The following is a 25,214-nucleotide window of genomic DNA, read 5'->3' on the forward strand; positions in this document are numbered from 1 at the left end:
CCGACGCTATATGGCTGGCGTCCGCTCAGGAGGTTTAGTGGGGGATGGATTTCCGTACCTTTGTTCGGACTCTCCTGCTGCACTGGAAGCTGTTCCTAGGGGCGGTGCTGGCGTGTTTGGCTGGGGCCGCGGCCATTACGGCGTTTCAGACGAAAAGCTACGAGTCCACTGCCACCGTTTTGGTGTCGTTCTCCGGTGAGACCGACCTGATGCAGGTGTACCAGGGCACGCAGGCCGCCCAGGAACGGCTGTCGTCGTACGCGGCGATCGCCGGAGGGCACGCGGTGGCCGAACGCGCGGTCGACAAATTCCATCTACCCATCAGCGCCGACGCCCTGGCCAACCAGACCAAGGTGGCGTTCACGCCGAAGTCCACGTTGTTCACCATCACCGTCACCGATACCGACCCGGAGCGGGCGGCGAAGCTGGCCAAGGCGGTCGCCGACGAGTTCACCCTGATGGTCGGCACGCTCGGGGTCGACCCGAAGGCGCCGGGCGCACCGGTGACGACCACCACCGCGGCGCCGCCGCCCCAGACGGTTTCGGCTCCGGCGCCGGACGGGGAGCAGCCCGGCACCCAGGCGACCGAGACCACGACTCCAGCCGGGACGACGCCGACGCAGACATCGCCGACCGGGCAGCCGTTGCCGCAAGCCCGCGCGACGGTCATCGAGCAGCCCGGCGTGCCCGACAAACCGGTGAAGCCGGTGCCGGTGCGCAACATGGCGATGGGTCTGGTCGCCGGATTGTTGTTGGGGACCGGGGTGGCGCTGACGCGGGAGGCCGCCGACCGCACGGTGCGCGACCGCGCGAAGCTGGAAAACCTGACCGGGCTGCCGACGTTGGCCGAGCTGCCGGGGCACCGTGGCAATGCGCCGCGATTCGGCACCGACATCTCGTTCGACGATGCGGTCCGTGGCTTGCGCGCCCGGCTGCTGCGGGCGATGGGTCCTGGCGCCAATCGGGTGTTGCTGACCGCGCCGTTCGGTGGCGAGGGGACCACGACGACGGCGATCAACCTGTCGCGCTCCTTCGCCGAACTCGGCGAGGACGTGCTGCTCATCGAGGGCGACACCCGGCGCCCGGTGATCGCCGGGCTGCTCAAGGTCGAGTCGGGCGAGGGCCTGTCGAATGCGTTGTCCAACCCCGAGATCGCGACGGAGGCGACCAAGCCGACGTCTATCCCGAAGCTGTTCGTGTTGGCGGCACGTTCGGTGCGCCGCGAGACCCTGCCCACCAGCGCCTACCTGCCCGAGGTGCTGGACAAGGTGCTCAAGGACGTGGCCAAGACCTTCGAGCGGACGGTCGTGGATGGCCCGCCGGTGCTGGCGACGGCTGACTCCGGTCTGCTCGGCGGCGCGGTGGACGCCACCGTGTTGGTGGCTCGGGCCGGGCGAACCACTGAGGACGAGCTGTCCGACGCGCTGAGCGCGTTGCGCGCAGCCGGAGCCAACGTGGTGGGCACCGTGCTGACCGACGCGCGGATCGCCCGTCATACCAGGGCTTCCACCCGGACCTACCGTGCCAAGGTCAGTGGACCGACGTGATCCTGTACCTGCGGAGTCGTCATCGCCTGGCGGTGACCGCAGTTATGTTGACGCTGTTCGCTTTCGGCTGTTTCGTCTACGGCGCGCTGTCGGTACGTAACACCACTCAAGGCATCCTGCTGGTCGGCCTGACGTTCTTCCTGATCGTCTATTGGGCCAAGCCGGAACTGATGATCGGGTTGGCGTTGTTCCTGGGCTGCGCGGCCCTGCCGCAGGGTCTGCACGTCGGCAAAGTCATTGGGCCGGTGTCCATTTACGCCTCGCACGTGGTGCTGATCCTGGCGATCTGTTTCGTGCTGCCGGTTGTGCGGTTGCGCATGTCCGAGTACCTGTTGCCGGGGATGTTCGCTCTGACGGTGATTTACTTTGCCGCGGTTGGGTTTTCGACGGGTCACAATGCCGCGGTGGTGGTGCGCGAGGCCACGTTTTTGTTGGAGATGGTCGCCGGCTTCGTGCTGGCGCTGGTGATCGTGTACGGCGAATACGTGGTGCTGTCGATCCATGCGATGGCCGTGACACTGTGGTTTTCGGCGGGTATGGCTGTCCTGGGATCGTCCGGGGGCGTCCGGCTGGCCGGCCGGACCGAGAGCCTGCAGATGGACACCGGCGACGCCGCCAACCGGGTGATCACCTCTACCTTGATCCCGGCGATCGCGGTGTTGACCACGTTGGTGGCGGCACAGATCGCCGGGCGGGTGAAGCCGGTCTACTACCTGACGCTGGGTCTGCCCGCGTTGGTGATCGCCGTTCTGGCGTTCTCCCGCAACACGATTCTGTCGGTGGGGGTCGCCGCCATCGTCGCGTTCTTCGCCAGCTTGGGCTGGTCCGCGGTGCGCCGGGCCGCGCGACTGGCGCTGACCGGTGCCGGGATTTTGGCGGTGACGATCCCCGGAGCGCTGTTCCTGCTGGGCGATTCGTCGGCCGGGGTGTGGTTGGCCAATCAGATCACCGGGTTCAGTCACCGGGTGCTGGGCCGGTCCACCGGCACCGCGCTGACCACCGACCCCTCGACGCTGGCCCGATTCGCCGAGGACCGGCACCTCAACGAGGCCATCGCGGCCGCGCCGGTGTTCGGGCACGGCCTGGGCTATGCCTATCAGTTGCCGTTCGGTGGCGACGACCCGAACGAATTCACCCAGACGCTGGGCACCACGTACGCGCACAACTTCTACCTGTGGTGGCTGGCCAAGTCGGGTGCGGTTGGTATGACGGCGTTTGCGGTGTTCGCGTTGACACCGTTGATGCGGGCGCTGCGCAGCGCGTCGGTGCCGGCAAAGATCGCCGCGTCAACCAGCACCGGGCTACTGGTCATGTGCGTCATCGACCCGTTGCCGGAGGACCCGGCCAACGCGATGACGCTCGGTATCGCGTTGGGAGCGGCGTTAGCATTTGCGAAAGTCCTTGGTCGTGACGCGACTTCGCCGGACCCTTCCCCTCGGGACGAGCTGGTGCCGGCGGCGAAGGCGGCTCAGTGACGGCCGAGCCGCTTCGGGTCCTGGTGGTCGGCCCGGCGCCGGCGCAGGCGGCCAGCCGGGGCGGCATGGCCACGGTGATCACGTTGATGGCAGCACATCCCGACTCGCGGGTCGAGATCACCATGGTCCCGACGTACATCGAAGGCTCTTTCTGGTATCGGCGCTGGGTCGGGGTGTCGGGAATGCTGCGCGCCACTTGGGTTGTGCTGCGTCACCGCGCCGACATCCTGCACGTCCATCTGGCGCACGGTGGCAGCGTGGTGCGCAAAGCGTTGCCGCTGACGGCGGCACGCTTGGCGAAAGTGCCCGCCGTGGTGCACGCGCACAGCTACGACTTCGGCGGGTGGTTCGACGGTTTGCCGTCGGCGGTGCAGCAAGTGGTGCGGCGGGTGCTGGTTGCCGATCAGTGGTTGGTGCTGGGCACGCGGCACGTCTCGGAATATGCCGAGCGGTTGGGGCTGGCCGACGACCGGATCCGGGTACTCAACAACGCCGTCCCGATCCCGCAGCGCCCGGTGGTCCAATCCGATAGCGTTGTGGTGCAAGCTGTTTCGCTCGGTCGGCTGGGCGCGCGTAAGGGCAGCTATGACTTGATCGACGCGGTGGCGGCGTTGGACTCCGACATTCGCGGTCGGCTACGACTGACGCTGGCCGGTGACGGCGAGGTGGACGAGGTGCGCGCGGCCGTGGCGACGGCCGGACTCACGGACACGATTCATGTTGCGGGATGGCTGGATCCGGCTGCCCGCGACGACTTGCTGAGCGCCGCACACATTTTGGTGCTTCCCAGCTACGACGAGGGCCTGCCGATGGCGCTGCTGGAGGCGATGGCCTACGGTCTGGCGCCGGTTACCACGTTGGTAGGCAGCATCGGTGAGGCGATCACCGACCGGGTGACCGGTCTGGTGGTCGAACCCGGTCGGCCCGACCAGATTGCCGCAGCGCTGTCCGAACTGGTCAAAGACGATGCGCTGCGGGCAGAGTTGGGCGCGGCGGCCCGTCGCCGCGCCGCGGACTTCGGGTTGGACCGTTGGTACCAACGATTGGATCAGGTGTGGGCGGAGGTGCGCACCGTCGCACAGGAAGGTGAGACATTGTCAGCCAAAGACCGCCTGCTGCACAGCGACGCCGCCAACTGGGCGGCGAAATACGCCACGGTGCGCAACGTCGGACGGGTGTTCGGCCGCAGAGCCATGGCCGCGGCGACCGAAGCGCTGTGGCGTCGCCGGTCGGCCCAGGATCTGGCCATGTCCGTGGCAGATCACTTCGCGCCCAACGGTGCAACGGTTGTCGACGTGGGCGCCAGCTGGGGTCTGTTCACCTATCACTTGGCACGGCGGGTCGGAAAGTCGGGCCGCGTCTACAGTTTCGAACCGCACCCCGACAACGCGCCGATGTTGCGCAAACTCGACCAGGCGATGCCGTACGTCCATTTCAGCCAAGTCGCGGCGTCCGACGAACCCGGGACAGCGCAACTGCTGGTGCCCGAGCGGCACAACCGACAGGTGACAGCGCAGGGCAGCCTGGCGCACGGGTTCGACGGGCAAGGCGTGGACGTGCGGAAGATCGACGTGCCGTTGGTGCGCTTGGACGATGTGCTGGGCTCCGTCGTCGACGTGGACTTCGTCAAGATCGACGTCGAGGGCCACGAAATGTCTGTTCTGCGTGGCGGTTCGGCGATGCTGCGTCGGTGCCGGCCGGCCATTTTGATCGAAATCGAACAACGTCATCTGTCGCAGCCCATCGCCGACGTGTTCGGGCTGATCGAGGACCTGGGCTATCAGCTTTTCTACGTCAGCGACACTGCGCTGCGACCGATCGCCGACTTCGACGTGGAACGCGACCAGATGTCGATGGTGAACTCGGGAGAGTTCCATCCCTTCGCGATGCCGAAGGGATATGTGCACGACTTCGTGGCGGTCTCGTCGTCGGATTTGGTGTCGGGGTTCCTGCGCTGAGGCGCGATTGGCTTCAATCCCGATGTACGGCTTGCACTTCAGCCCAAGACTTGTCGGTGCCCCTTCGTAGAATCATGGTATGCCGGCCAGCACGTACGCGGAGATCGAGGAGGTTCTCGTCGCGTATGGTGCTGCTTTGGATCGGTTGTGCGAGTTGAGTTTTGATGCGCAGGACAATCCGCGGCGGATGGAGATCATGGACCGCATCGAGCGGGGGATCCGTCGGGCCCGGGTGCCTCAGCACGCGTTGATCAATCAACTCGGTGCCGAAGCCACCGCCGGCGAGCTGGGTGGTTCGTTGCGCGAGGCGTTGGCGAATCGGTTGCGGATCACCAAGGCCGAGGCCGGTCAGCGCATCGCCCACGCTGCGGATCTGGGTCCGCGCCGCGCGCTCACGGGGGAGCCGCTGGAGCCGGTGTTGCCGGCGGTGGCCGCCGCCGAGCGCGAGGGGCTGCTCGGCAGCGAGCAGGTGGGGATCGTCCAGAAGTTCTTCAAGAAGCTGCCCGAGGCGGTCGACGCGGCCACCCGTGCTGATGCCGAAGCCAAGCTGGTGTTGGTGGGCACCGGGTTTCGCCCCGATGAGTTGGCCGAATATGCCCGGGTCCTCAAGGACTGTCTCAAACCCGACGGCGACTTCGTGCCCGACGAAGCCGAGGAGGCCGAGCGGGCCCGCAGCAGACGCGGCATCACCATCGGGCGCCAGCAGGCTGATGGGATGTCCAAGCTCAGTGGGCTGATCTCCCCGCAGTTTCGGGCCACCCTGGAGCCGGTGTTGGCCAAACTGGGCGCCCCGGGCATGTGTAACCCCGCAGATGAAAACCCGACCGTGGATGGGCGCGCCCCGCAGGAGGCGGTGCAGCGTGATGCCCGCAGTGCTGAGCAACGCAACCACGACGGGCTGCTGGCCGCGCTGCGCGCGCTGCTGATGTCGAAAAAGTTAGGCCGCCATCACGGGTTGCCGACCTGCATCGTGATCACCACCACCCTGGCCGAACTCGAAGCCGGCGCGCCGGACACGGACTGACCGCCGGAGGCACCCTGCTACCGATGGCCGATGTGATCGCCCAAGCCTCCCACGCTTACCAATATTTGGCGGTGTTCGACAAGGACAAAACCAAGGCCCTCTATCACGGCAAGCGCATCGCTTCACCCGAGCAGCGGCTGGTGCTGTTGTCCAAGGAGCGTGGTTGCACCTGCCCGGGTTGCACGGTCAAGGGCTACTGGACCCAGGTCCACCATCTGGAGGGCTGGTTCGCCAAGCGCCGCACCCACATCGACGAACTGACCCTGGCCTGCGGACCGCATAACCGCATGGTCGAACTACGCAAATACACCACCTGCAAGAACGCCCACGGCCACACCGAATGGATCCCGCCCAAACATCTCGACCACGGCCGCCCCTACGTCAACTGCATGCACCACGCCGAAAAACCACTCAAACCCGACGGCGACGAACCCGAATGAGTCAGCGGGTTGACGAGATGCCGACGCGGGGACCAACGCATACCTCGTCGACCACCTGCAGCAGCCCGTCGGCGGCATGCTCGGCGCTGAAGCGCTGCGCGTAGTGCCGGGCTGCGACCGCCCCCTGCCGCGCCGCGACAGCCGGATCCGCGAGCGAGTCGAAAGTGTCTGCAAGGGCAGCGATATCGTCAACACCAACTGGGGGACACTCGCCGGGCTGGTACTCGGGCAGACCGCCCGCCGCGGACACGATCGGCATCACGCCCAGTTGCATGGAGAGCACCTGCACCCCGCTTTGCGAGGCGCGCCGGTAGTGGGCGACCGAGCCCTTGGCAGCTGCCAGCGTGCCCAGCATGTCGGCGTAGCGGTACCGCCCCGAGCGCCACCGGGTGTGCGGCGGCAGGTTCGCCTCATCGATCGACCCGTCTCCGATCAGCACCAGATCGTCGCCGCGCCAACCGTTTCCGTCGACGTGCCGCTGCCACGCCGCCAGCACCACGTCCGCGTTTTTGTACGGGTTCAGCCGGCCGATCATCACGAAGTCGCGGCGGTCACCGGCACCGACGAACGCTGGAACCGAACCAGGGTCGAGGTCGCTGGTGAGTGGCACCACATGCACCGGCGTGCCGGCAACGTCGCGCCGGTCGGCGATACCCGCAGCGACATAGTCGCTGTAGGCGACGGTGGCCGCAGACCTGGCGCCCCAGCGGTCGAACACGGCCAACTCGTAGGACGGCCGCTGTTCGGCGGCGTCGTGCGGGCGGTCGTCGTGCACCAGCTGTATCCGGGGAACCCGGCCCGCCAACGCGATCCAGCGGGGATCGCGCACCAGTTCGGTGATTACGACGTCCGGCCGGTACGAACGGATACGTCGCCACGCGGCAGCGCTACCCGGCCAGGTCGAAGCGGTGCGAAACCGCGGATCGAGCACCAGCTCGTAGTCGCGCGCGGCATCAGACTCCGGGTGCTGGTCGGAGGTCACCAAGAGCACCTCGGCGCCGCCGCGGCGCAGCGCCTCAGCCTGCACGCGCGCCAATGGCCGCAGCCACGGCGAAAGCCACAGTATCCGAGGCGAATTCACGACAGCTACCGGTCCACCCGCGGGCCGCGATCGACCCACCACCGTCCGTCGAATTGGGGGTACGTCTGGTGCAACTCGTCGTACAGATCGGGCAACGTCAGCAGAACTCGATCGGGATCAGCGGCCAGCAACTGTTCGGGGGAGATGATCTCGATGTCCGTGCCGGGCAGGCGTCGTCCCTGCTTGGCCGGTGATCCGTCGGCGACGGCCCGCACCAGTTGCCGATCGATCTTGGCGATGTTGAACAACGCCGGCACCCGCGAACCGGCGGCGTACCCGTAGACCGTGTGTCCCTGATCCGCCTGCGCCACCAGCCAGTCGCGCAACTGCGCCGCGTGGCTGTCCACCGCCTGCTGCAGACTCTGCAGCACAACCGGGTTCGTCACACCGAAAGCCCGCTCCCGAGCCAAGATCGCGGTGACGCGCTCGTCGTGCTCGGCATCACCATGCACCGCGGCCACCAGGAAAGTGCCGCCGTAGAGGTCGAACTCCCAGGCGGTGACCACGCTCATCCCGACGGACTGCAGCAGCTTCATCATCGCGGTCAGCGAGTAGTACCCGAAGTGACCATGGCGCAACGAATTCCATTGCCCCTGGGTCACCATCGCCATCAGCGACGGGAACTGCACCAGCAACACCCCGTCCGGTGCGGTCACCTTCGCGCGCAGCTGGAAACCTGCCCGCTGGTCGGCCTCGTGCATGACACCGAAGGAGTCGAGCACCAGATCGGCGACCTCGGCTTCGGAATAGCCGCGCTCGGCCAGCAACGGCAACCAGGTGCCGCCGTGCGGACTGCCGAACTCGCGAACGGTGGTGCCGCGCAACCAACCTGAGTCCGACACCCGCTGCACCGCGTCGGCGGCCTGGTCACGCAGTGCCTGCGGTTCGATGGCGCGCGGTTCCTCGGTGACGGTGTCGTCGTCGGCGAGTTGCACCAGGAAGCAGCGGTTGCACAAATCCATCGCCAGCGCATGCCCGGTCTCCTGCGGACTCACCGGCTCGTTGAGCCGCGGAAAGTGGTCGGCCGCAGGCACATCCCCCAAGTCCAGTACCCGGGTCAGGTCAGCCTCACCGCACCCTCGGCAGGCGCTCATTGGAGTACGGCACTGCGCGAACTCACGTCGGTCGCCATGTGCAGGGTCGGGAGGGGGTAGACGATCTCGCCGCCCCACTCCGAGACGTAGCTGAGCTGCTCGGTGAGTTCTGCTTCGAGGTTCCATGGCAGCACCAGCACCACATCGGGCCGGTCCTTGGCGATCTGCTCCGGCTCGTAAATCGGGATCCGGGTACCCGGTGTGAAATGGCCGTGCTTGTAGGGGTTTCGGTCGACGGTGTACTCCAGCAGGTCGTTGCGGATGCCGCAGTAGTTGAGCAGCGTGTTGCCCTTGCCCGGTGCACCGTAGCCCACCACCCGCTTGCCCTCGGCGCGGCACTGCAGCAGGAAACGCAACAGGTCGTGCCGGATCTGCTCGGTCCGCTGCCGCAACTGCAGGTACCCCTCGGGGCGGTGCAATCCGGCGGCCTCCTCGATGCGCAGGATCTTGTCGACCCGCTCGGTCGGCGCCCCGGCCACCTGGATCGGCCGCGCCCACACGCGGATCGAGCCGCCGTGGGTGGGCAGCAGTTCGACGTCGACCACCGCCAATCCCGCGCTGGCTAGGGCGTTCTGCGCGGAGAACAGGGTGTAGTACTGGAAGTGCTCGTGGTAGATCGTGTCGAACTGACCGAGGGACACCAGGTTCAGCGCATGGTGCACCTCGATGCTCAGCCAGCCGTCGTCAGCGAGCAGCCCGCGCAGGGACTGGGTGAAGCCGCGCAGGTCGGGGATGTGCGCGTAGACGTTGTTGGCGACCACCAGATTCGCCGGGCCGTGTTCGTCGCGCACCCGTCGCGCCAACTCCTGATCCAGGAACGCCGACACCGTCGGCACACCGCGCTCGGTGGCGGCCGCACCGACATTCAGTGACGGTTCGATGCCCAGGCACGGGATCCCCCTGGCGACCGCGTGCTGCAGCAGGTAGCCGTCGTTGCTGGCGACTTCGACCATGAGGGAGTCGGGTCCCAAGCCGAGGCGCTGGGCGGTCTCCTCGACGAACGTCTCCGCGTGCTGTACCCAACTGTCGGAATACGAGGAGTAGTAGGCGTATTCGGTGAAGGTCTCCTCGGGCGTGATCAGTGCGGGGATCTGCAGCAACAGGCAGTCCTCGCACAACCGCAGGTGTAGCGGATACGTCGGCTCGGGCAGGTCGAGTTCGTCTGCGGCAAGGATCTTTTCGCACGGCGGCGTCGCGCCCAGGTCCAAGACGCTGAGCATCCGGTCCGAATCGCACAGGCGGCAAATCATCTAGCTCTCGTTTCGTTGGGTTTTGTCATGTTGCACGACCGCGTCGATCGCGTCGAGGTAGGCATCGGTCATCGCTTCCACCGTGTAGTGCGTGCGCAGCCTGTCCAAGCCGCGCTGCCCGACCTCTGGCAGGGTTTCGGGGGCGGCGAGGATCTCGGCCAACTGGTCCCGCCATGCCGACACCGTCACCGGCTCGACGACGAAGCCGGCTTTGCCGAAGTCAAGCATTTCCGGAACCGCACAGATGCCGGAGGCGACGACCGGCACCCCGCGCGCCATGGCTTCCAGGATCACCAGCGGGAACGCCTCGGAGCGGCTGGGGACGCACAGCAGGTCGGCGTCGGCGAGCGCGGGGCCCGGCCCACGCGACCACCCGCGCCACTGCACGCGGTCGCGCAGCGCCGCCGGGGTTTGCGCCTCAAGCTTCTCCCGATCGGGTCCGTCGCCGAAAATCGAAAGGCGCCAAGGCAGATCGGCCAGTTCACCGAGCGTCTCGATGAGCAGATGGGGGTTCTTGTGTTCGACGATGCGCGACAACATCACCAGGTGCGGCGGCTCTCCCGGGGTACGGACCCGCCCAGCGAACTCACCCGTCACCTCGACGCCGTTGGGGGCGACGAACGGCTGCCCGGTCAGCTTGTGCTGCGGGGTCAGCATGTCCCAATGCCGTTGTGCCAGCACGATGAAACCGTCGGCGCGATTCATCGCCGCCGCCAGCGGGCGCGAGTAGATGGGCCGGTCGTTCTCCGGCGGGACGTGCGGGGCGACCAGCCAGCGCCGGTCTCGGGAACCGGCACGCCAGAGCGACGCGAATCCGGTCTCGGTGTTGGTGTCGCCACTGATCAGCACCGCCGGGCCACCCGGAAGGTCGACCATCGGCGCCCACCACGGTTGCCGCACCACCCGCACACTGTGCGGGATCTCCTTGATCAGCGGGCCGAACCGCTGCATGCAGACGATGGTGACCGGATAGCCGCGCCGGTCCAATTCGGCTGCCAGTAGCGCCTTTTGCCGTTCGGCGCCACCGTAGACCAGGCGGTTGGTGGTGATCACGATGGACGGTTTGGCGGTGCGCCGCGCGGAGATAGCCCGCTTGCGCACCTCACGCTTGGAGCGTTGCACCCGTTCCAGCATCGAGGTGGCGGCCAGATAGAAGTCCGCGTGATGCACGCTGTCGCCGCGTTCGAGCAGCAATGCGATGTTGGCGCGCAACAAATCCCGATTGCGGAACCGCTCCACGGCCGACACCTCTGCACCGTGCGCGGAGACGGATTCGCGGGGGCTTTGTGCTGCGGCCGGATTGCCGTGTTCGACGTCGAGTTCGTCGGCGAGCAGGATGCGCCAGCCCGCTGCGTTGGCGCGTTCCTGCCAGTCGGTCTCCTCGCCGTAGAGGAAGAACTCCTCGTCGAACCCGCCGATCTGGTTCCAGGCGGCGCGGTTGATGGCCAGGCAGATGCCCGCCACGTAGCCGTCGATGCTCTCTGATTCGGCGGGCTGTTCGCGATACAGGTGCGAGACGGGCGTGCCCCGCAACTTGTCGGAGTAGCCGGCCGCGGCCACCAGAGCGCGGGTCAGGGTACGGCGGCGCGTCGCGATGTCCCAGCGTTGCGGACCGGGCGCACCGGAGTCCTGGATCAGCGGCGACACCGCCGCGACACCGGGCTGGCGAAGCAGCACCCGAGTGCGCGTCAGCGGTCCCGTCAGGCGGGTGTCGGCGTTGAGCAGCAGCAGATCGGTGTCGTGCGGGGTGTGCTCCACCAGCGCGTTGAAGGCCGCGCCGAAGCCGAGATTCACCTTGCCCAGTACCCAGTGCACGTCCGGATGGCGGGCGGCCAACTCCTCACGTCCGGGGTACTCGTCGCCGCTGTTCTCAAAGACATAGACCGGCAGCTCCGGGGCGTGCTTCGCGAGCCCCGCCAGGCACTGCTCAACCAGGTCGTGGCTCTTGTAGGTGACGATCAGCGCCGAGAGCGACCGATCGGACGACAGGGGAGTGGCAACCTCCGACGGGCGTTTGAGATACGCGCGGTCCAGCTCGGTCGTCATGGGGTCACCTGCTTGTGGAACAACGAGGTCAACATCGACCAGTTGACGGGGCCGCTCAGCATGTTGACGGCCAGGTATGTCACCGCGGCAGCGGCCAACACCAGCACCACGTGGTAACCCGAAAGCAGCAGCACCACAACGACACTGGCTCCCATCGGAACCAGCAGCCGCATCAGGAAACCCACCGGGGTGCGGTAGCCGCAATGTCGGCGTAACCGCCAGCTGGCCAGCACCAGTCCGAACAGCTCGGTGCACACCAGCGCGATGCCGGCGCCGACGGCGCCGAACCGCCCGTCCAGACCGAGATTGAGCGCCACGTTGACGACCAGCGTCGCCACGAAAAGGCGGAAGAAGAACTGCTGCTCGTGGCAGGCGAACAGGCCCTGGCCGAGGGTTCCGGTGACGAACCGCAACGCCGCGGCGATCAGCAGCAGCGCCAATGTCGGTGCGCCGCGGCTGACGAAGTCCCGGTCGCCGAACAGCTCGATCATGGGCCCGGCCAGCAATGTCCCGACCACCGCAACCGGGACCGCGATGAAGCTCATGAACTCGACGCTGCGGCGCAGGAAGGCAACATAGCCATCGACATCGCGGGAATACAGCGCGGTGGCCGTCGACAACGTCGACTTCTGGAAGAAGATCGACAACGCCTCGGTGTTGAAGGCGATCACGTAGGCCAGCCCGTACACCCCGACCTCGGCGTGCGTGCTCAGCAACGACAGGATCACCCCGTCCGCGCGCCAGTACAGGATGCCGATCACCGCAACGCCCATCAGCGGCAGGCTTTCCCGCAACAAGTCGACGGACTCGCGGACCGAGAAGACCGGACGCACCGAGATGTGCCGCGCCGCCGCCACGCCCTGGATCACCAGTTGCACCACCGGCGGGATGAGCTGGGCCACGGCGAACCAGACCACGTCGGAGTGCGTGGCCACCAACGAACTCACCATCGCCAGGGTGGCGAGCCGCCCCGCGACATCCGAGACAGCGACCGCCGAAAAGCGGACGGTGGAAAGGAACACCGGTTCGAACCGGGTTCGCATCGTCAGCATCAGCAGCTGGCCGGACAACACCACCAGCATCACGCGCACGTCGGCGTCACGGTAGACGAGCCATCCGGTGACCGCCGCCAGCACCGCCAGCGGCACGCAATACACAAGGGACAGACCACTGTTGACGCGAACCAGCCGCTCCAGCTCACCGCGGCCGGAGGTGACACGGCGCACGATCACGGTGCTGATGCCGAGATCGGTCATGCTGGTCCACATTCCGATGAAGGCGACAGCGACCATCAGCTGCCCGTACCGGCCCGGACCCAGGTAGCGGGCCGTCATCGCGACCGACACCACCGAAGCCATCATCCCCAGCACCCGGCAGATCAACTGGACCGAGATGGCATGCGCAATCCGCGATTGCGGCACGTCGGGCGTCGCCGAAAGCGCCTGCGGCTCCAGCGGCTGCTCGGTAACCTGATGAGCCGTCGGCTCAATCACGGTGCCACCCTTCATTAATAGGCTCCGTCGCTGGCCAGCACGGCCCGTAGCGTCCGGGCGATGATAACCAGGTCACCGGCCATCGACCAGTTGTCGACATAGGAGAGGTCGAGCCGGACCGAGTCCTCCCAGGAAAGGTCGGAGCGGCCGCTGACCTGCCACAGACCGGTCACACCCGGTTTCACCAGCAGCCGCCGCTTGACCTGGCCGTCGTAGTTCTCCACCTCGCGGCGCAGCGGGGGCCGAGGGCCGACGACACTCATGTCCTGCTTGAGTACGTTGATGAACTGCGGCAGTTCGTCAATGCTGTAGCGGCGCAGGATCTTCCCGACGGAGGTGACACGCGGATCCTGGTGGATCTTGAACAACATGCCGGCGCCCTGGTTCAACGGCAGCAGGTGTTCGATCTGCTTGTCGGCGCCGTCGACCATGGTGCGGAACTTCAGCATGGTGAACGGTTGGCCGTCCAGTCCGATGCGTTCGGCGCGGTAGAAGATGGGCCCCTTGCCGGTCAGCCTGATCGCGACGGCGGCCACCAGCAGTACCGGTGCCGTCGCCAGCAGCGCGGCCAGGGCGAAGCAGAAGTCGAACGCGCGCTTCTGGAGGCGTTGCGTCCCTTCGTATTGCGGCTTGTCCACGTGCAGCAGCGGGAATCCGGCGATCGGCCGCACGGTCAGGCGTGCCCCGGCGACATCCATCACGCCCGGTGACACCACCAGGTCGACGTCCATCGTCTCCAGCCGCCACATCAGGTCGCGGATACCGTGCACCCCGAAATGCTCGGTGCGCGTTACTGCCACGGTGTCGGCACCGCAGTCGCCGATGGCGGACACCGCGCCGGACTCGTCACCGAGGATCGGAATCTCCCGGCCGCCCACCTTGAGCATCTCGCCGCGCTGCGGGCCGTATCCGGGAATGCACACGCCGACAACCACATAACCGTCTCGCGGGTTTCGGATCAGTTCGTGCGCCAGATGCGCCACCCCGGACCGGTCGCCGATGGCCAGCACCATCGTCTGATACTGGCCTTTGGCACGCCTGCGCCACACATACTTGCGCCACAGGTTACGACTGGCCAGCAGCCCGAGCGTGCCGACCGGCAGCGCGACCGCCAGATACCCACGGGCCAGGTCGATCTTGGCGAGCAGGGTGACCATCGCGATGATGCCGAACACCGAGAACGAGGCGCTCGCGATGCGCCGGTACTCGTCGATTCCGGCACCGATGATGCGGGGCGAACGGGTGTGGAACACCGCGATCGAGGAGAGCCACAACGCCGCGAACAGGCACGAGAACAGGGTCATCACCGGACCCGGGTAACCCGACATGTTCGGCGAGTCACCGAAGCGGACGAACTGCGCGAGCATGATCGACGCGCAGACGATGACCGAGTCGGTGATGCGCAGCCGCGCCGAGTATTGCTGTTGCCAGCGCGGGATGGCGCTGACGCCCTGCCGGGCGGGCAGCGAGATGACGGGCGACAGGCCGGTGCGGGCGTGCAGTGTGGCAGTCATACTGGCCGCTCCCTCGGTCATGCGGGCACCGCTTCGGTTGCGGCGCCCGGGGTTCCGACATGTTGACGGCTGGGTGCGGCGACGTAGTGGACGCCGGGGTAGCAGATCAGCTGGGCACGTGCGGCGCGCAGCAGCGCGACCGGGCCTTGCACCAGGTAGCGGCGGGCCAGGCGGCGCGGTTCACGGGTCAACCGGTACAGCCACTCCAGCCCGGACCGCTGCATCCACTGCGGTGCGCGGCTGGTGGTGCCGGCCAGGAAGTCGATGGCGCCCCCGGAGGGCAGGAAAACGTTTGCGCCCGTTGCGTGCCCGTGTTCGTCGACCCAGCGCTCCTGGCGCGGCTTGCCCAGGCTGACGATCAGGATGTCGGTGCGCGCGGCGCGGATCGCCGAACACGCAGCCGCCGAACGTGATTCGATGTCCTCGGCGTCCGGCGCCCACATGCCCGAGACGACCAGCGTGGGATAGTTGGCCCTCAGGTGCTCGGCCAGCCGCTGGTGGGTCTGGTCGGTGCCGCCGAAGAAGCCGACCCGATGCCCGCCGGCTTCGGCCAGCGCCAGCACTGCCGGCAGCAGGTCGGCGCCGGTGACCCGGGGCCACGGTTGTGCGGTCAGCAGTTGGCCGCGCCAGGCGATCGGCATGCCGTCGGCCAATAGCAGCCATTCCACCAAACCGGTTGGGGCGGAACCCAGTTTGCGGAAATGGTGCAGGTGGTCCAGGTTGACCGAACCCACCGCCAGGCCGCGACCGGACTGCGAGTCGAGGCGCGTAGCAATGATCGACAGCACCTCGTCGGTTTCGCAGCGCTCGACGATGCTGCCGCTGACGACCATCCGCACAGCGGCCGGAGAGAGTGTGTCCTGGGCCATGATCGACCTAGCCCGACGACTTTGCGCGCCGGCAGATCATGACGCCTCGCTCTGGGACGGTGACAGCGGAGTCGCCAACAGGGGCCAGCTGGCATCCTTTTCGGAGATGACCGTCACCGGAAGCGGCCATTCGATGCCGAATTCCGGTTCGTTCCAACGGAAGTTCTGTTCGCTGCCCGGCACGTACGGTCCGCTGATCTGGTAGATGATCTCGGTGTCGTCGGTCAGCGTCTGAAACCCGTGCGCGACATACGGCGGCAGGAACAATGCGCGGTGATTCTCGGCGCTCAGCTCGACCATCACATGCTTGCCGTACGTCGGCGACTCGGGGCGCACGTCCACCGCGACGTCGGCGATGGCGCCGCGGATGCAGCGCACCAGTTTCGCCTCGGCGTGCGGCGGCAGCTGGCGGTGCAGACCGCGCACCGTGCCGCGGGTCTGGTTGAAGCAGATACTCGTCTGAGAGACATCCGCGATCAAACCGTGCTGGGAGAACTCGTCCGCACAGAAGACCCGCGAAAAGAACCCGCGGTGGTCGCGGTGCGGTTCGATGTCAACGATCGTCACGCCCGCGACAGTGGTGGGTGTGTACTTCATGCGGATCTCTTGTCCCCTTTGCTGATTCGCATTGTCGGATTCGTGTGTCGGCGCTTGCTACGCGCGCGGCGTCCCCGCCGGGAGGTGCAGTACGGCCTTTTCGGTTACGAACGCCTCGGCGTAGCGGGCGCGGCATTGCACGCCGCGGATCCGCATCAACCCGAGGAATGTCTCGTCGTCGAACCAGTCCCGGCCGGTCTGCGACGGGTAGCACTGCGCGAGCAGTCGGGCCTTGTGGTGTGCCAGCTCGTCTGAAATCGGCACGTAGAGTGCGGGATTGGGCAGATCCGACTCCCACTTGAGGATCTCGTAGCCCAGCACCAGGTGCGCCCGGAACTCGGTCGGCAGCAGCTTGGCGAGCAACCGGTGATCCTGGTGGTAGTCGTTGCGCTGCGGTCCCAGCACCAGGTCTGGTTCGCAGCTGCGCCGGAACTCGGCGAGGTGTCGCTTGACCGTTCCCCAGTGCTCAGGAAGCCGGCCGTCGGGCAGGTCCGCGACGGTCAGCCGCACGTCGGCGCTCGGGAAGAACGCCGCAAGGGCGCCCTTTTCCTCGATCTCGCGGTCGGTGCCCGCGCCGGTCAGCACCAGCGCGTGGATGACCAGACCGGGATTGGCGCGCTCCAACTGCATCAACGTGCCGCCGGCTCCGATGGCGATGTCGTCGCAGTGCGCTCCGACGACGGCGACCGAACCGACGCCGTCCCCCGACCCGAGCGTCAGTGGGGTCATGCTTCCCAGACCGCCCAGGGACGGATGCCCTTGTTGTAGTCGGCGTCGAGTTCGGCGCGCTCCTTGAACGTGTCGGCCGGCTTCCAGAAGCCGTCGTGCTGGTAACCGAGCAGCCGGCCGGTGCCCGCCAGCGTCATGCACGCATCGCCCACCAGGTCGCCGTTTTCCGGGATCAGGTCGATGACGTCCTGGCGCAGCACGAAGTATCCGCCGTTCACCCAGATCGGGAACTTGGCGATCGGCGCGATCTCCTTGATGTCGCCGTCGGTGCTGACGTCGACGCAGTGGAACGACGACTGCGGGGGGACGACCAGCATCGAGGCCGCAGCACCGGTCTCGTGGAAGCGGTCGATCATCGTGTCCAGCGGAGCGTCGGTGAGCACGTCGGCGTAGTTGGCCAGGAAGTACTCGTCGTCACCGAGGTACTGCCGGACCCGGCGCAGGCGCTCGCCGATCGGCGACTCCAGGCCGGTGTCGACGAAGGTGATGGTCCAGTCCGACATGTCGGTGTCGAGCAGCTCGACCTTGCCGCCGCGCATCACGAAGTCGTTGGACTCGGTCTCGCGGTAGTTGACGAAGAAGTCTTTGACCATCGCCTGGCCGTAGCCGAGGCACAGGATGAACTCGGTGTGGCCGTAATGGGCGTAGTAGCGCATCACGTGCCACAGGAGTGGGCGGGGACCCACCATCTGCAACGGCTTGGGGACGAGATCGCCGTCCGCGCTGCGCATCCGCATGCCGTAGCCGCCGCAGAAGAGTACGACCTTCATTTCCATGCCCCCTTCGGGCCGAGGGCAGAGTTCTCACTTGCCCGGACTGAGCTCCGTGCAGCTCCGCACCGGGCGGTCGGAAGAACATACATACCCAACCACCTTCTATCCTGATTATTACATACTAATGTGATGATTTAAAGCTGAAACGATGACTTAAAGTACGGCGATGCAGTTGTGAGGTTTCTGATCGTCTACAATGGCGCAGATCGGTAGGTCGCGGTCCTACTGAGGCGGGTACCTCGTACTGAACCGAGATCGCGGTGATGCGACATCGTCGTCAGATCCGGGGTCAGAGGACGGCGCCGTATCCGGCCGACGGCGGCTGGGCCATCACCGTGGGAACCAGTCCGTATCGAGGACCGGCAGCCGGGCCGGCCGCCGCGGCACCGCGCGGCATCCCGCCCAGCAAGCTCGGCGGGACCGCCCCCAGCGCGGCGCCGTTCCCGCCCGGAAGTGCCGAGCTGATGCCGGCCAGATGAGCGGTGGGGATCACGCTGGTCCAGGCCGGCGGCACCGACAACGAGCCCAGGCTCGCCGCCTGGCCCATGGCGCCCAATGCACCTGCACCAACTGCCTCCGCGCCGCCGACGGCGGCGGCTTCGGCCATGCCTTCGGCTGCTTCCGCCGCGACCGCGCCGACCTGCGACAGGCCTTGCATGCTCTGGGCGATGCCCAGCAGGCTGCTCAGCGCGAACAGGGGCATGACGGCCATGTTCAGGTAGTTGGACATGTCGCCGCTGGACATGGTGGTGCCGATGGGCAAAGCGGCGCCCGGCGCGGCGGAGCTCAGTGACGCCGGAACCGCCATGCTCTGCAACGTCGTGGGCATCCCATTGACCAGCGAGGCGAGTGTGGTTTGGGTGGCCGCGGTCTCACCGGTGGCTTCCGAAACCGCGGTGGCCTGAGCGGCCACTCCGGCGGCATCGGTGACCTGCGGCGGCGCCTCGAACGGTGTCAGAGTGCTAGCCGCAGCCGAACCGGCCGCATAGCTGTACATCGCCAGCGCGTCCTGGGCCCACATCTCGCTGTAGTGGGCTTCGGTGGCTGCGATCGCCGGCGAGTTCTGACCGAAGAAATTGGTCGCGACCAGCGTGGCCAGCAATACCCGATTGGCCGCGATCACCATCGGTGGGACCGTCATCGAGTAGGCGGCCTCGTAGGCCCCGACTGCGGCGCGGGCCTGGCCGGCCGCGGCCTCGGCCTGGGCGGCCGTGGCTTCCATCCACACCGCATACGGCGTGGCGGCCGACGCTGCGCCGATTGCCGCGGGACCCAGCCACGGGCCGCTGGTCATGCCCGTGATCACCGACGAATATGCCGACGCGGCCGATTGCAGTTCAGCAGCCAACTCGTCCCACGCAACGGACGCGGCCAGCAATGGTCCCGCCCCTGCGCCGGCATACATCCGGGCAGAGTTGATCTCTGGTGGCAGTGCGCCGAAATCCATGCCGTAACCCCCCGTATCCCCGATTCGTCAACCCGCCGCGGCCGCGTTGGCAGCTTCGGTGGCGGCGTAAGAACCCGCGCTGACCTGCAAGGTCTGCACGAACATCTGGTGTATCTCGGCGGCCTGCGCACTTACGGCCTGGTACAGCTGGCCGTGCGCGGCGAACTGGATCGCGGTGAGCGCGGAGACCTCGTCCGCGGCAGCGGGCGCCAGGGCGGTCGTCGGCACGGCCGCGGCGGTGCTGCTCGTGCTGACGGCCGAGCCGATGCCCTGCAGGGTGGAGGCCGAAGCCGTCAAGGCGTCTGGGTGTGTGGTCACGAACGACATGCGACTCTCCTCATGCAGAGCTTGATTCCGGTGGCCGGCTGGTGCGGCTAGGAACATGTTCCCAAACCAATAGCTTGTTGAAACCTGACTATACATACTTTTGGGACGATGTGAAGGTCTGCAACTGACCTTCAGTATTTATGGAGCGAATATGCAATCTTTTGTGGCGTACGCCACGTTGTGAGGGACCCAGACTGCTAACCTCGCAAGTGGCGCCCCAGGCCGCCGGAGACAAGCCCGCCGGGTACGTTCGGCTCACGAACCGGACGTCCTGCTCGAGGAAGGCATCGTGATGGTGCAAGTGACGCTCAGCGGCGCCGGCCGCGTAGTCTCCGCGTGTCGTCAACCGGGGTCAGATGACGACTGAACAGACCGACGGACGAGCAGACACCACCCGCCAACAGATTCTGCGCGCCGCAGCACACCAGTTCGCCCGCCGTCCGTACCACGATGTCGGGCTGGACGACATCCTCGCCGAGGCCGAGCTGACCAAAGGCGCGATGTACTTTCATTTCCGCTCCAAGCACGCGCTGGCGGTGGCCATCATCAACCAGCACACGCTCGAGGGCCGGGCTTCGGTCGACGATCTGCTGGCACGGCAGCTCTCCGGCCTGGAAACCCTGATCGACTTCTGCTATCTGGCTGCCGTGAAAGACATGACCAAGGACGTGGCCAGGGCCGCTTCCCACCTGATCGAGTCGGTCGGACGGACCGAGGGCCTGCAGAAGCAGCTGCTGAGCGGGTGGATCGACATGCTGGCCGACGCCGCCGAGCGGGCCATCGCCGAGGGAGATGTCTCGGCACGCTGGCAGCCACGCGACGTCGGGCGGCTCGTCGTGTCGATGTACATGGGCCTGCGCCAGACCAGTGATCTCGACGATCCGCGCCAGTACCTGCTCGATCTGGAATGCAACTGCATGCTGGTGCTGGCCGGAATCCTGGAACCGGACCGCACCGAATATTTCACTCAATTCGTCAGACGGCGTACCGCGCTCGCGATTTCGGCCACCGCCGCCCCGGCTGCCAAGGACTGATCGGTCCCATCTGGGACGCGCGATCAAGAACGGCGTGGCGGCGGCTGTTAGTATTTACCGGCTGACCAGGAAAAATAGAACGTGCAGGTCCGGCGCCTAAACCGGATCGACATCATTGGGAGGGCAGCGCAATGGCGCGCCAGGTTCGTTCCGAGGTGACGCGGCGAAAGATCCTCGACGCCGCGATCGACGTGTTCAGCGAAGTCGGCTACGCGGCCGCCGGTTGGGGCACGATCATCGAGCGGACGGGCATGACCAAAGGTGCCCTCTACCACCACTTCGACTCCAAGGAAGCGCTGGCCTCCGACATCATCGACGAGGGTGCGGCGGTGCTGCTCGGCGCTTTTCGCAATGTCTGCGGATCGGCATCCCCCGCGCTGGAGAACATGATCCACGGCACGTTCGCGATCGCTCACGTGCTCAGCTCCGACAAGACGGCCCGGGCGGCCGAACAGCTGGTCGCGGCCCTGAGCGGGTACAACGACGCGGCGGCCCGATGTTCTGCGAGCTGGGTGGCAGAAATGGCGACTCAGGCCGCTCGGGCGATCAGCGAAGGTGACCTACGCGAAGACGTCGACCCGGGCGCACTCGGCGAAACGATCGTCGGGGCCATGGTCGGTACGCGGTTGCTGTCCATCGCGATGTCGCGCAGCCGCAGCAACGAAGGCCTGATCGGAGAGCTCAACGCTCGATTGAGCCAGATCTGGATGCTGCTGCTGCCCGGTGTCGCGTCGGAAGCCTCGCTGCCCTATTTCCGGCAGTTCCTGGCTCGGGAGGCGATGCGCAGCACCCCGCCCGCCGCGCCGGAAGGTCGCGTCGTCGCCCTGCCGGAAACCAGCTAACTCGCCGCGCTCGCAACCTGACTGGGGCGGCGGTCCCTGATGATCCGGGCCGGAACGCCGGCGACGTCGACGTCGTCGGGCACCGGTTTGGTCACCACGGCGCCGGCGTAGATGCCGACGCGGTCACCGACGTCGACTCCGATCACCATCGCGCCGGGGAAGATATAGACGTCGTCGCCGATCGTGGGGTACTCGCCCGTACGTCCTTCGCCGATCGTGACACCTTGGTGGATCCGGCAGTTCGCGCCGATTTTCGCCCGGTGATGCACGTGAACCCAGCCGATATGCGCGACCGACAGGCCCGGTCCGAAACAGTTCGGGGAGATCCCGATTCCGAACTTCTCGGTCAGGAATTTCAGCCGTAGCCGCAGGTAACAGGCGACGAGGTGGCCGAAGGGTGTCCGGGCGGTGTTCGTCCAGTATTCCGTCTTGCGCAGCACTCGCTGAAAGTATGGCGCGCGGTGCCGGAGCCGGTAGTGAAGCCGCCAGCGCTCCAACCCTTGCGCCTGCAAATCCGCTGCTAGATACGACTCCAGATCCCTGCGAGTGGTGATCACCCGTAAAACCATACTGCAAGTATCAACAAAAGCCTAGAGCATGACTTTGGGTATTCAACGATTCCGGCGCGGCTACGGGGCGGGATTCCGAGATCTCAGACTTGCGCGCGCACGACCTATGCCTTGACGGCCAGATCAAGGTTCCCGCTGTCGCCCTACTCAAACGTCATGTGACATACGTCACTGCCGGGTCAGCGCTCTTCTTCCCACAGCTGTTCGGTCAGATCCTGGAAAGCCGCCAGCGCGAACCTGTCGTCGGCACGCCGCACGGCCGAGCGACTCATCAGGGCGCGCACCACCGAACCGTCCTTGTGTGCCAGTTCCACCACCATGTTGGCCAGGGCATGGACGAAGGACAGCAGGGACGATTCCGATTCCGGCGCCTGATGGAAGATCTCGTCGAACCGCAGCGCCAGCACTTCTTCGGGTTCGCTGCCCACCATCTGGGCGAAAGCGGTGTTGGTGAACAGGATGCTGCCGTCGTCGGCGACTGCGAGGACCGGAACCGGGATCCGTTCCAGCACCACGAGAGCAGGTAGCTGCTTGAGGGTGGTCATCGGCGATTGGCTGATTTGCCGATTCCGTCTTCGCTCCACGCTCAAGATTATGGCCTACGACGAAAATTAACTTCATTCGCCTTCGCTAGGCGGCTGATACCGGGGGAACACTCCGGTCGGTGGCGGCAACGCGGTGCCGGGGGCCAGCCGTGTCTCGATGGCCGTGAATGACCGCTGGTCATCGGTCTGGCCGAGCAGATCCAGCAACTTGGCCGACGATTCGGGCATCACCGGGGCGACCAAGAGCGCAGCGATGCGGACCACCTCGCAGGTGACATAGAGCGTCGTGCGGAACCGGTCCTGGTCGGACTCGGACTCGCTCTTGCGCAGCACCCACGGCTGCTGGGCCGAGAAATACTTGTTCGCATCACCCAGCATCAGCCAAATCGCTTCCAGCGCAAGGTGCATCGCTTGGACGTCGAAATGCGCGCGCACCCGCGCCAGCAGGCCGTCGGCGGTGGCCAGTAACTCGGTGTCGGCGCTGCTGAACTCGCCGGGTGCGGGCACCGCGCCACCCAGGTTCTTGGCGACCATCGACAGCGACCGCTGGGCCAGGTTGCCCAACTCGTTGGCCAGGTCGGTGTTGATCCGGGTGATGATCGACTCGTCGCTGTAGCTGCCGTCCTGGCCGAACGGGATCTCGCGCATCAGGAAATAGCGAATCTGATCCACCCCGAACGTGTCGACCAGGGCGACCGGGTCGACGATGTTGCCCACCGACTTGCTCATCTTCTCGCCGCTGTTGAGCAGGAACCCGTGCGCGAAAACCCTTCGGGGCAAATCGATTCCGGCAGACATCAGAAACGCGGGCCAATAGACGGCGTGGAATCGGATGATGTCTTTGCCGATGATGTGCAGATCGGCCGGCCAGAAGCGGCGGAACGATTCCGACTCGGTGCGCGGAAAGCCAACTCCGGTCAGGTAATTGGTGAGCGCGTCGATCCAGACGTACATGACGTGGCCGGGATGCCCGGGTACCTGTACCCCCCAGTCGAACGACGTCCGGGAGATGGAGAGATCCCGCAGTCCACCGGAAACGAAGCTGACGACTTCGTTGCGGCGCACCTCGGGTCCGATGAAATCCGGGTTGGCCTCGTAGTGGGCCAGCAGCTTGTCGGCGTAGGCCGAGAGCCGGAAGAAGAAGGTCTGTTCCTCGGTCCAGGTCACCGGTGTGCCGGTTTCGACGGCGACCCGAACCCCTTCTACGACAGCGGTTTCCGATTCGACGAAGAACCGCTCGTCGCGTACCGAATACCAACCGGAGTATGCGTCCAGATAGATGTCACCCGCGGCTTCGATGCGCCGCCAGATCTCCTTGGACGCCTCGTGGTGGTCGGCGTCGGTGGTGCGGATGAAGCGGTCGAAGGAGATATTCAGCTTCTGCTGCAGCCGCTGGTACACATCGGAGTTACGGCGGGCCAGGTCCGCGGTGGGCAGGCCCTCGGCGGCAGCGGCCTGAGCCATCTTGAGTCCGTGCTCGTCGGTGCCGGTCAGGTAACGCACGTCGAAGCCGTCCAGGCGCTTGAACCTCGCGATGACGTCGCTGGAGATGAATTCATAAGCGTGTCCCAGATGCGGCGCGGCATTGGGATAGGTGATCGCGTTGGTGACGTAGTAGGGCTTCATCGAGATTCACCCTATTGTGTGCGCGTGAGTTCCAACCGATCTGGGGAACGGGAAGCGCCGCCCGCCCCGGAGCCGCTTTCGCCGCTGATCGACGCCCACACCCACCTGGACGCGTGCGGTGCCTCGGACGCCGGGGGAGTGCGGGCGATCCTGGACCGGGCGGCCGCCGTCGGCGTCGAGGCCGTGGTCACCATCGCCGACGACATGGATTCGGCCCGCTGGGTCGCGCAGGCCACCGAATGGGACTCACGGGTCTACGGGGCGGTGGCGCTGCACCCGACCCGCACGGACGCGCTCACCGACACCGCGCGCACTGAGATCGAGGCGCTGGCCGCCCATCCGCGCGTCGTCGCCGTCGGCGAGACCGGCATGGACCTGTACTGGCCCGGCAAGCTGGACGGTTGCGCGAGCCCGGACGTCCAGCGCGAGGCGTTCGCCTGGCACATCGACGTGGCCAAGCGGCTCGGCAAGCCGCTGATGATCCACAACCGCGACGCCGACCGCGAGGTGCTCGACGTACTGCGCGCCGAGGGCGCCCCGGACACGGTGATCTTCCACTGCTTCTCCTCGGACAGCGCGATGGCGCGCGAGTGCGTGGCGAGCGGATGGTTGCTGAGCCTGTCCGGGACGGTGAGCTTCCGCAACGCGCGCGCCCTGCGCGAAGCCGTCGCGCTGATACCGATCGGGCAACTTCTGGTGGAGACCGACGCACCGTTTTTGACGCCGCACCCGTACCGGGGCGCAGCGAACGAACCTTACTGTCTGCCCTACACCGTGCGCGCGCTGGCTGAACTGGTCGATCGGCCCGCCGAAGAATTGGCGGAAGTCACCACGAGCAACGCCCGTCGGGCGTATCGACTGGCCGTTTGACCCGGGCCTGGCGCCTAACATCCGCGAGCCGGAGTTGCTCAGCAATGGACGGTTCGTTACCGTC

Annotated in this window: 21 protein-coding genes and 1 pseudogene; 7 read left to right on the plus strand and 15 right to left on the minus strand. The window is 66.4% G+C overall.

The features are described 5' to 3' along the window. The first annotated feature begins 44 nt into the window (after positions 1-44). The 4 genes and pseudogenes from AC5Y4D_RS19115 to AC5Y4D_RS19130 all read left to right on the plus strand — a co-directional run bounded on the left by AC5Y4D_RS19115 (position 45) and on the right by AC5Y4D_RS19130 (position 6,444). Entirely contained in the window at positions 45-1,547 is a 1,503-nt protein-coding gene (locus AC5Y4D_RS19115; protein ID WP_499993159.1) for a tyrosine-protein kinase domain-containing protein, read from the plus strand. Beyond that, entirely contained in the window at positions 1,544-3,022 is a 1,479-nt protein-coding gene (locus AC5Y4D_RS19120) for an O-antigen ligase family protein (protein WP_500037930.1), read from the plus strand. The genes AC5Y4D_RS19115 and AC5Y4D_RS19120 overlap by 4 nt, the downstream gene beginning before the upstream one ends. Beyond that, positions 3,019-4,980, plus strand: coding sequence for an FkbM family methyltransferase (locus tag AC5Y4D_RS19125; RefSeq protein ID WP_500037931.1), 1,962 nt, complete (start codon positions 3,019-3,021; stop codon positions 4,978-4,980). Before AC5Y4D_RS19120 ends, AC5Y4D_RS19125 begins: the two co-directional genes overlap by 4 nt. A gap of 79 nt (positions 4,981-5,059) precedes the next feature. After that, positions 5,060-6,444, plus strand: a pseudogene (locus tag AC5Y4D_RS19130) (HNH endonuclease signature motif containing protein). Position 6,445: 1 nt separating this feature from the next. Here the strand turns inward: AC5Y4D_RS19130 and AC5Y4D_RS19135 are convergent. The 12 genes from AC5Y4D_RS19135 to AC5Y4D_RS19190 form a co-directional block, all read right to left on the minus strand. Continuing rightward, entirely contained in the window at positions 6,446-7,510 is a 1,065-nt protein-coding gene (locus tag AC5Y4D_RS19135; RefSeq protein ID WP_500037962.1) for a glycosyltransferase family 4 protein, read from the minus strand. A gap of 20 nt (positions 7,511-7,530) precedes the next feature. Further along, entirely contained in the window at positions 7,531-8,619 is a 1,089-nt protein-coding gene (locus tag AC5Y4D_RS19140) for a transferase (protein WP_500037932.1), read from the minus strand. Further along, complete coding sequence (locus tag AC5Y4D_RS19145; RefSeq protein WP_500037933.1) at positions 8,616-9,869, minus strand: methyltransferase domain-containing protein; 1,254 nt, start codon at positions 9,867-9,869, stop codon at positions 8,616-8,618. The genes AC5Y4D_RS19140 and AC5Y4D_RS19145 overlap by 4 nt, the downstream gene beginning before the upstream one ends. Continuing rightward, positions 9,870-11,915 (minus strand): glycosyltransferase, encoded by a 2,046-nt coding sequence (locus AC5Y4D_RS19150; protein WP_500037934.1) that lies wholly within the window; start codon positions 11,913-11,915, stop codon positions 9,870-9,872. Continuing rightward, positions 11,912-13,423 carry a flippase gene (locus AC5Y4D_RS19155; protein ID WP_500037935.1) on the minus strand — a complete coding sequence of 504 codons (1,512 nt, stop codon included), beginning with the start codon at positions 13,421-13,423 and terminating at the stop codon, positions 11,912-11,914. Before AC5Y4D_RS19155 ends, AC5Y4D_RS19150 begins: the two co-directional genes overlap by 4 nt. Further along, positions 13,423-14,922, minus strand: a complete 1,500-nt coding sequence (locus AC5Y4D_RS19160; protein WP_500037936.1) for a sugar transferase — start codon at positions 14,920-14,922, stop codon at positions 13,423-13,425. Before AC5Y4D_RS19160 ends, AC5Y4D_RS19155 begins: the two co-directional genes overlap by 1 nt. A 17-nt stretch (positions 14,923-14,939) precedes the next feature. After that, a complete protein-coding gene (locus AC5Y4D_RS19165; protein ID WP_500037937.1) occupies positions 14,940-15,791 on the minus strand; it encodes a WecB/TagA/CpsF family glycosyltransferase in 852 nt (283 codons plus the stop codon). Between the two features lie 36 nt (positions 15,792-15,827). After that, positions 15,828-16,388 carry a dTDP-4-dehydrorhamnose 3,5-epimerase gene (rfbC, locus tag AC5Y4D_RS19170; RefSeq protein ID WP_499993715.1) on the minus strand — a complete coding sequence of 187 codons (561 nt, stop codon included), beginning with the start codon at positions 16,386-16,388 and terminating at the stop codon, positions 15,828-15,830. 57 nt (positions 16,389-16,445) lie between these two features. Beyond that, a complete protein-coding gene (locus AC5Y4D_RS19175; RefSeq protein ID WP_500037938.1) occupies positions 16,446-17,117 on the minus strand; it encodes a PIG-L deacetylase family protein in 672 nt (223 codons plus the stop codon). Then, on the minus strand, positions 17,114-17,887 hold the full coding sequence (locus AC5Y4D_RS19180) for a glycosyltransferase family protein (protein ID WP_499946005.1): 774 nt from the start codon (positions 17,885-17,887) through the stop codon (positions 17,114-17,116). The genes AC5Y4D_RS19175 and AC5Y4D_RS19180 overlap by 4 nt, the downstream gene beginning before the upstream one ends. A gap of 292 nt (positions 17,888-18,179) precedes the next feature. Beyond that, positions 18,180-19,337, minus strand: a complete 1,158-nt coding sequence (locus tag AC5Y4D_RS19185; RefSeq protein WP_499946006.1) for a PPE family protein — start codon at positions 19,335-19,337, stop codon at positions 18,180-18,182. A gap of 27 nt (positions 19,338-19,364) precedes the next feature. Next, positions 19,365-19,664 (minus strand): PE family protein, encoded by a 300-nt coding sequence (locus AC5Y4D_RS19190; RefSeq protein ID WP_499946007.1) that lies wholly within the window; start codon positions 19,662-19,664, stop codon positions 19,365-19,367. Between the two features lie 356 nt (positions 19,665-20,020). Here AC5Y4D_RS19190 and AC5Y4D_RS19195 point away from each other — a divergent pair, with 356 nt between their 5' ends. After that, positions 20,021-20,698 carry a TetR family transcriptional regulator gene (locus tag AC5Y4D_RS19195; RefSeq protein WP_499946008.1) on the plus strand — a complete coding sequence of 226 codons (678 nt, stop codon included), beginning with the start codon at positions 20,021-20,023 and terminating at the stop codon, positions 20,696-20,698. 131 nt (positions 20,699-20,829) lie between these two features. After that, positions 20,830-21,540, plus strand: coding sequence for a TetR family transcriptional regulator (locus AC5Y4D_RS19200; RefSeq protein WP_500037939.1), 711 nt, complete (start codon positions 20,830-20,832; stop codon positions 21,538-21,540). Here AC5Y4D_RS19200 and AC5Y4D_RS19205 read toward each other — a convergent pair. From AC5Y4D_RS19205 to metG, 3 genes are all read right to left on the minus strand, one after another. Next, the gene (locus AC5Y4D_RS19205) at positions 21,537-21,980 is read right to left on the minus strand and encodes an LbetaH domain-containing protein (protein ID WP_500037940.1); all 444 of its coding nucleotides are present in this window, start codon (positions 21,978-21,980) and stop codon (positions 21,537-21,539) included. The two genes, AC5Y4D_RS19200 and AC5Y4D_RS19205, sit on opposite strands and share 4 nt — an antisense overlap. Positions 21,981-22,288: 308 nt before the next feature. Continuing rightward, the gene (locus AC5Y4D_RS19210) at positions 22,289-22,654 is read right to left on the minus strand and encodes a PAS domain S-box protein (RefSeq protein ID WP_499946011.1); all 366 of its coding nucleotides are present in this window, start codon (positions 22,652-22,654) and stop codon (positions 22,289-22,291) included. Positions 22,655-22,726: 72 nt separating this feature from the next. Further along, positions 22,727-24,280 (minus strand): methionine--tRNA ligase, encoded by a 1,554-nt coding sequence (metG, locus tag AC5Y4D_RS19215; RefSeq protein ID WP_500037941.1) that lies wholly within the window; start codon positions 24,278-24,280, stop codon positions 22,727-22,729. Between the two features lie 18 nt (positions 24,281-24,298). On the opposite strand from metG, the gene AC5Y4D_RS19220 reads away from it, so the two are divergent. Next, positions 24,299-25,150 carry a TatD family hydrolase gene (locus AC5Y4D_RS19220; protein WP_500037942.1) on the plus strand — a complete coding sequence of 284 codons (852 nt, stop codon included), beginning with the start codon at positions 24,299-24,301 and terminating at the stop codon, positions 25,148-25,150. Positions 25,151-25,214: the final 64 nt, after the last annotated feature.

This window comes from Mycobacterium sp. NGS67 (genome assembly GCF_059812185.1).

Coding starts and splice junctions, on each gene's coding strand:
- AC5Y4D_RS19115 (WP_499993159.1), top strand. CDS start 45: ATGGATTTCCGTACCTTTGTTCGGACTCTCCTGCTGCACTGGAAGCTG.
- AC5Y4D_RS19140 (WP_500037932.1), bottom strand. CDS start 8,619: ATGAGCGCCTGCCGAGGGTGCGGTGAGGCTGACCTGACCCGGGTACTG.
- AC5Y4D_RS19145 (WP_500037933.1), bottom strand. CDS start 9,869: ATGATTTGCCGCCTGTGCGATTCGGACCGGATGCTCAGCGTCTTGGAC.
- AC5Y4D_RS19150 (WP_500037934.1), bottom strand. CDS start 11,915: ATGACGACCGAGCTGGACCGCGCGTATCTCAAACGCCCGTCGGAGGTT.
- AC5Y4D_RS19155 (WP_500037935.1), bottom strand. CDS start 13,423: ATGAAGGGTGGCACCGTGATTGAGCCGACGGCTCATCAGGTTACCGAG.
- AC5Y4D_RS19160 (WP_500037936.1), bottom strand. CDS start 14,922: ATGACTGCCACACTGCACGCCCGCACCGGCCTGTCGCCCGTCATCTCG.
- AC5Y4D_RS19165 (WP_500037937.1), bottom strand. CDS start 15,791: ATGGCCCAGGACACACTCTCTCCGGCCGCTGTGCGGATGGTCGTCAGC.
- rfbC (WP_499993715.1), bottom strand. CDS start 16,388: ATGAAGTACACACCCACCACTGTCGCGGGCGTGACGATCGTTGACATC.
- AC5Y4D_RS19175 (WP_500037938.1), bottom strand. CDS start 17,117: ATGACCCCACTGACGCTCGGGTCGGGGGACGGCGTCGGTTCGGTCGCC.
- AC5Y4D_RS19180 (WP_499946005.1), bottom strand. CDS start 17,887: ATGAAGGTCGTACTCTTCTGCGGCGGCTACGGCATGCGGATGCGCAGC.
- AC5Y4D_RS19185 (WP_499946006.1), bottom strand. CDS start 19,337: ATGGATTTCGGCGCACTGCCACCAGAGATCAACTCTGCCCGGATGTAT.
- AC5Y4D_RS19190 (WP_499946007.1), bottom strand. CDS start 19,664: ATGTCGTTCGTGACCACACACCCAGACGCCTTGACGGCTTCGGCCTCC.
- AC5Y4D_RS19195 (WP_499946008.1), top strand. CDS start 20,021: ATGACGACTGAACAGACCGACGGACGAGCAGACACCACCCGCCAACAG.
- AC5Y4D_RS19200 (WP_500037939.1), top strand. CDS start 20,830: ATGGCGCGCCAGGTTCGTTCCGAGGTGACGCGGCGAAAGATCCTCGAC.
- AC5Y4D_RS19210 (WP_499946011.1), bottom strand. CDS start 22,654: ATGACCACCCTCAAGCAGCTACCTGCTCTCGTGGTGCTGGAACGGATC.
- metG (WP_500037941.1), bottom strand. CDS start 24,280: ATGAAGCCCTACTACGTCACCAACGCGATCACCTATCCCAATGCCGCG.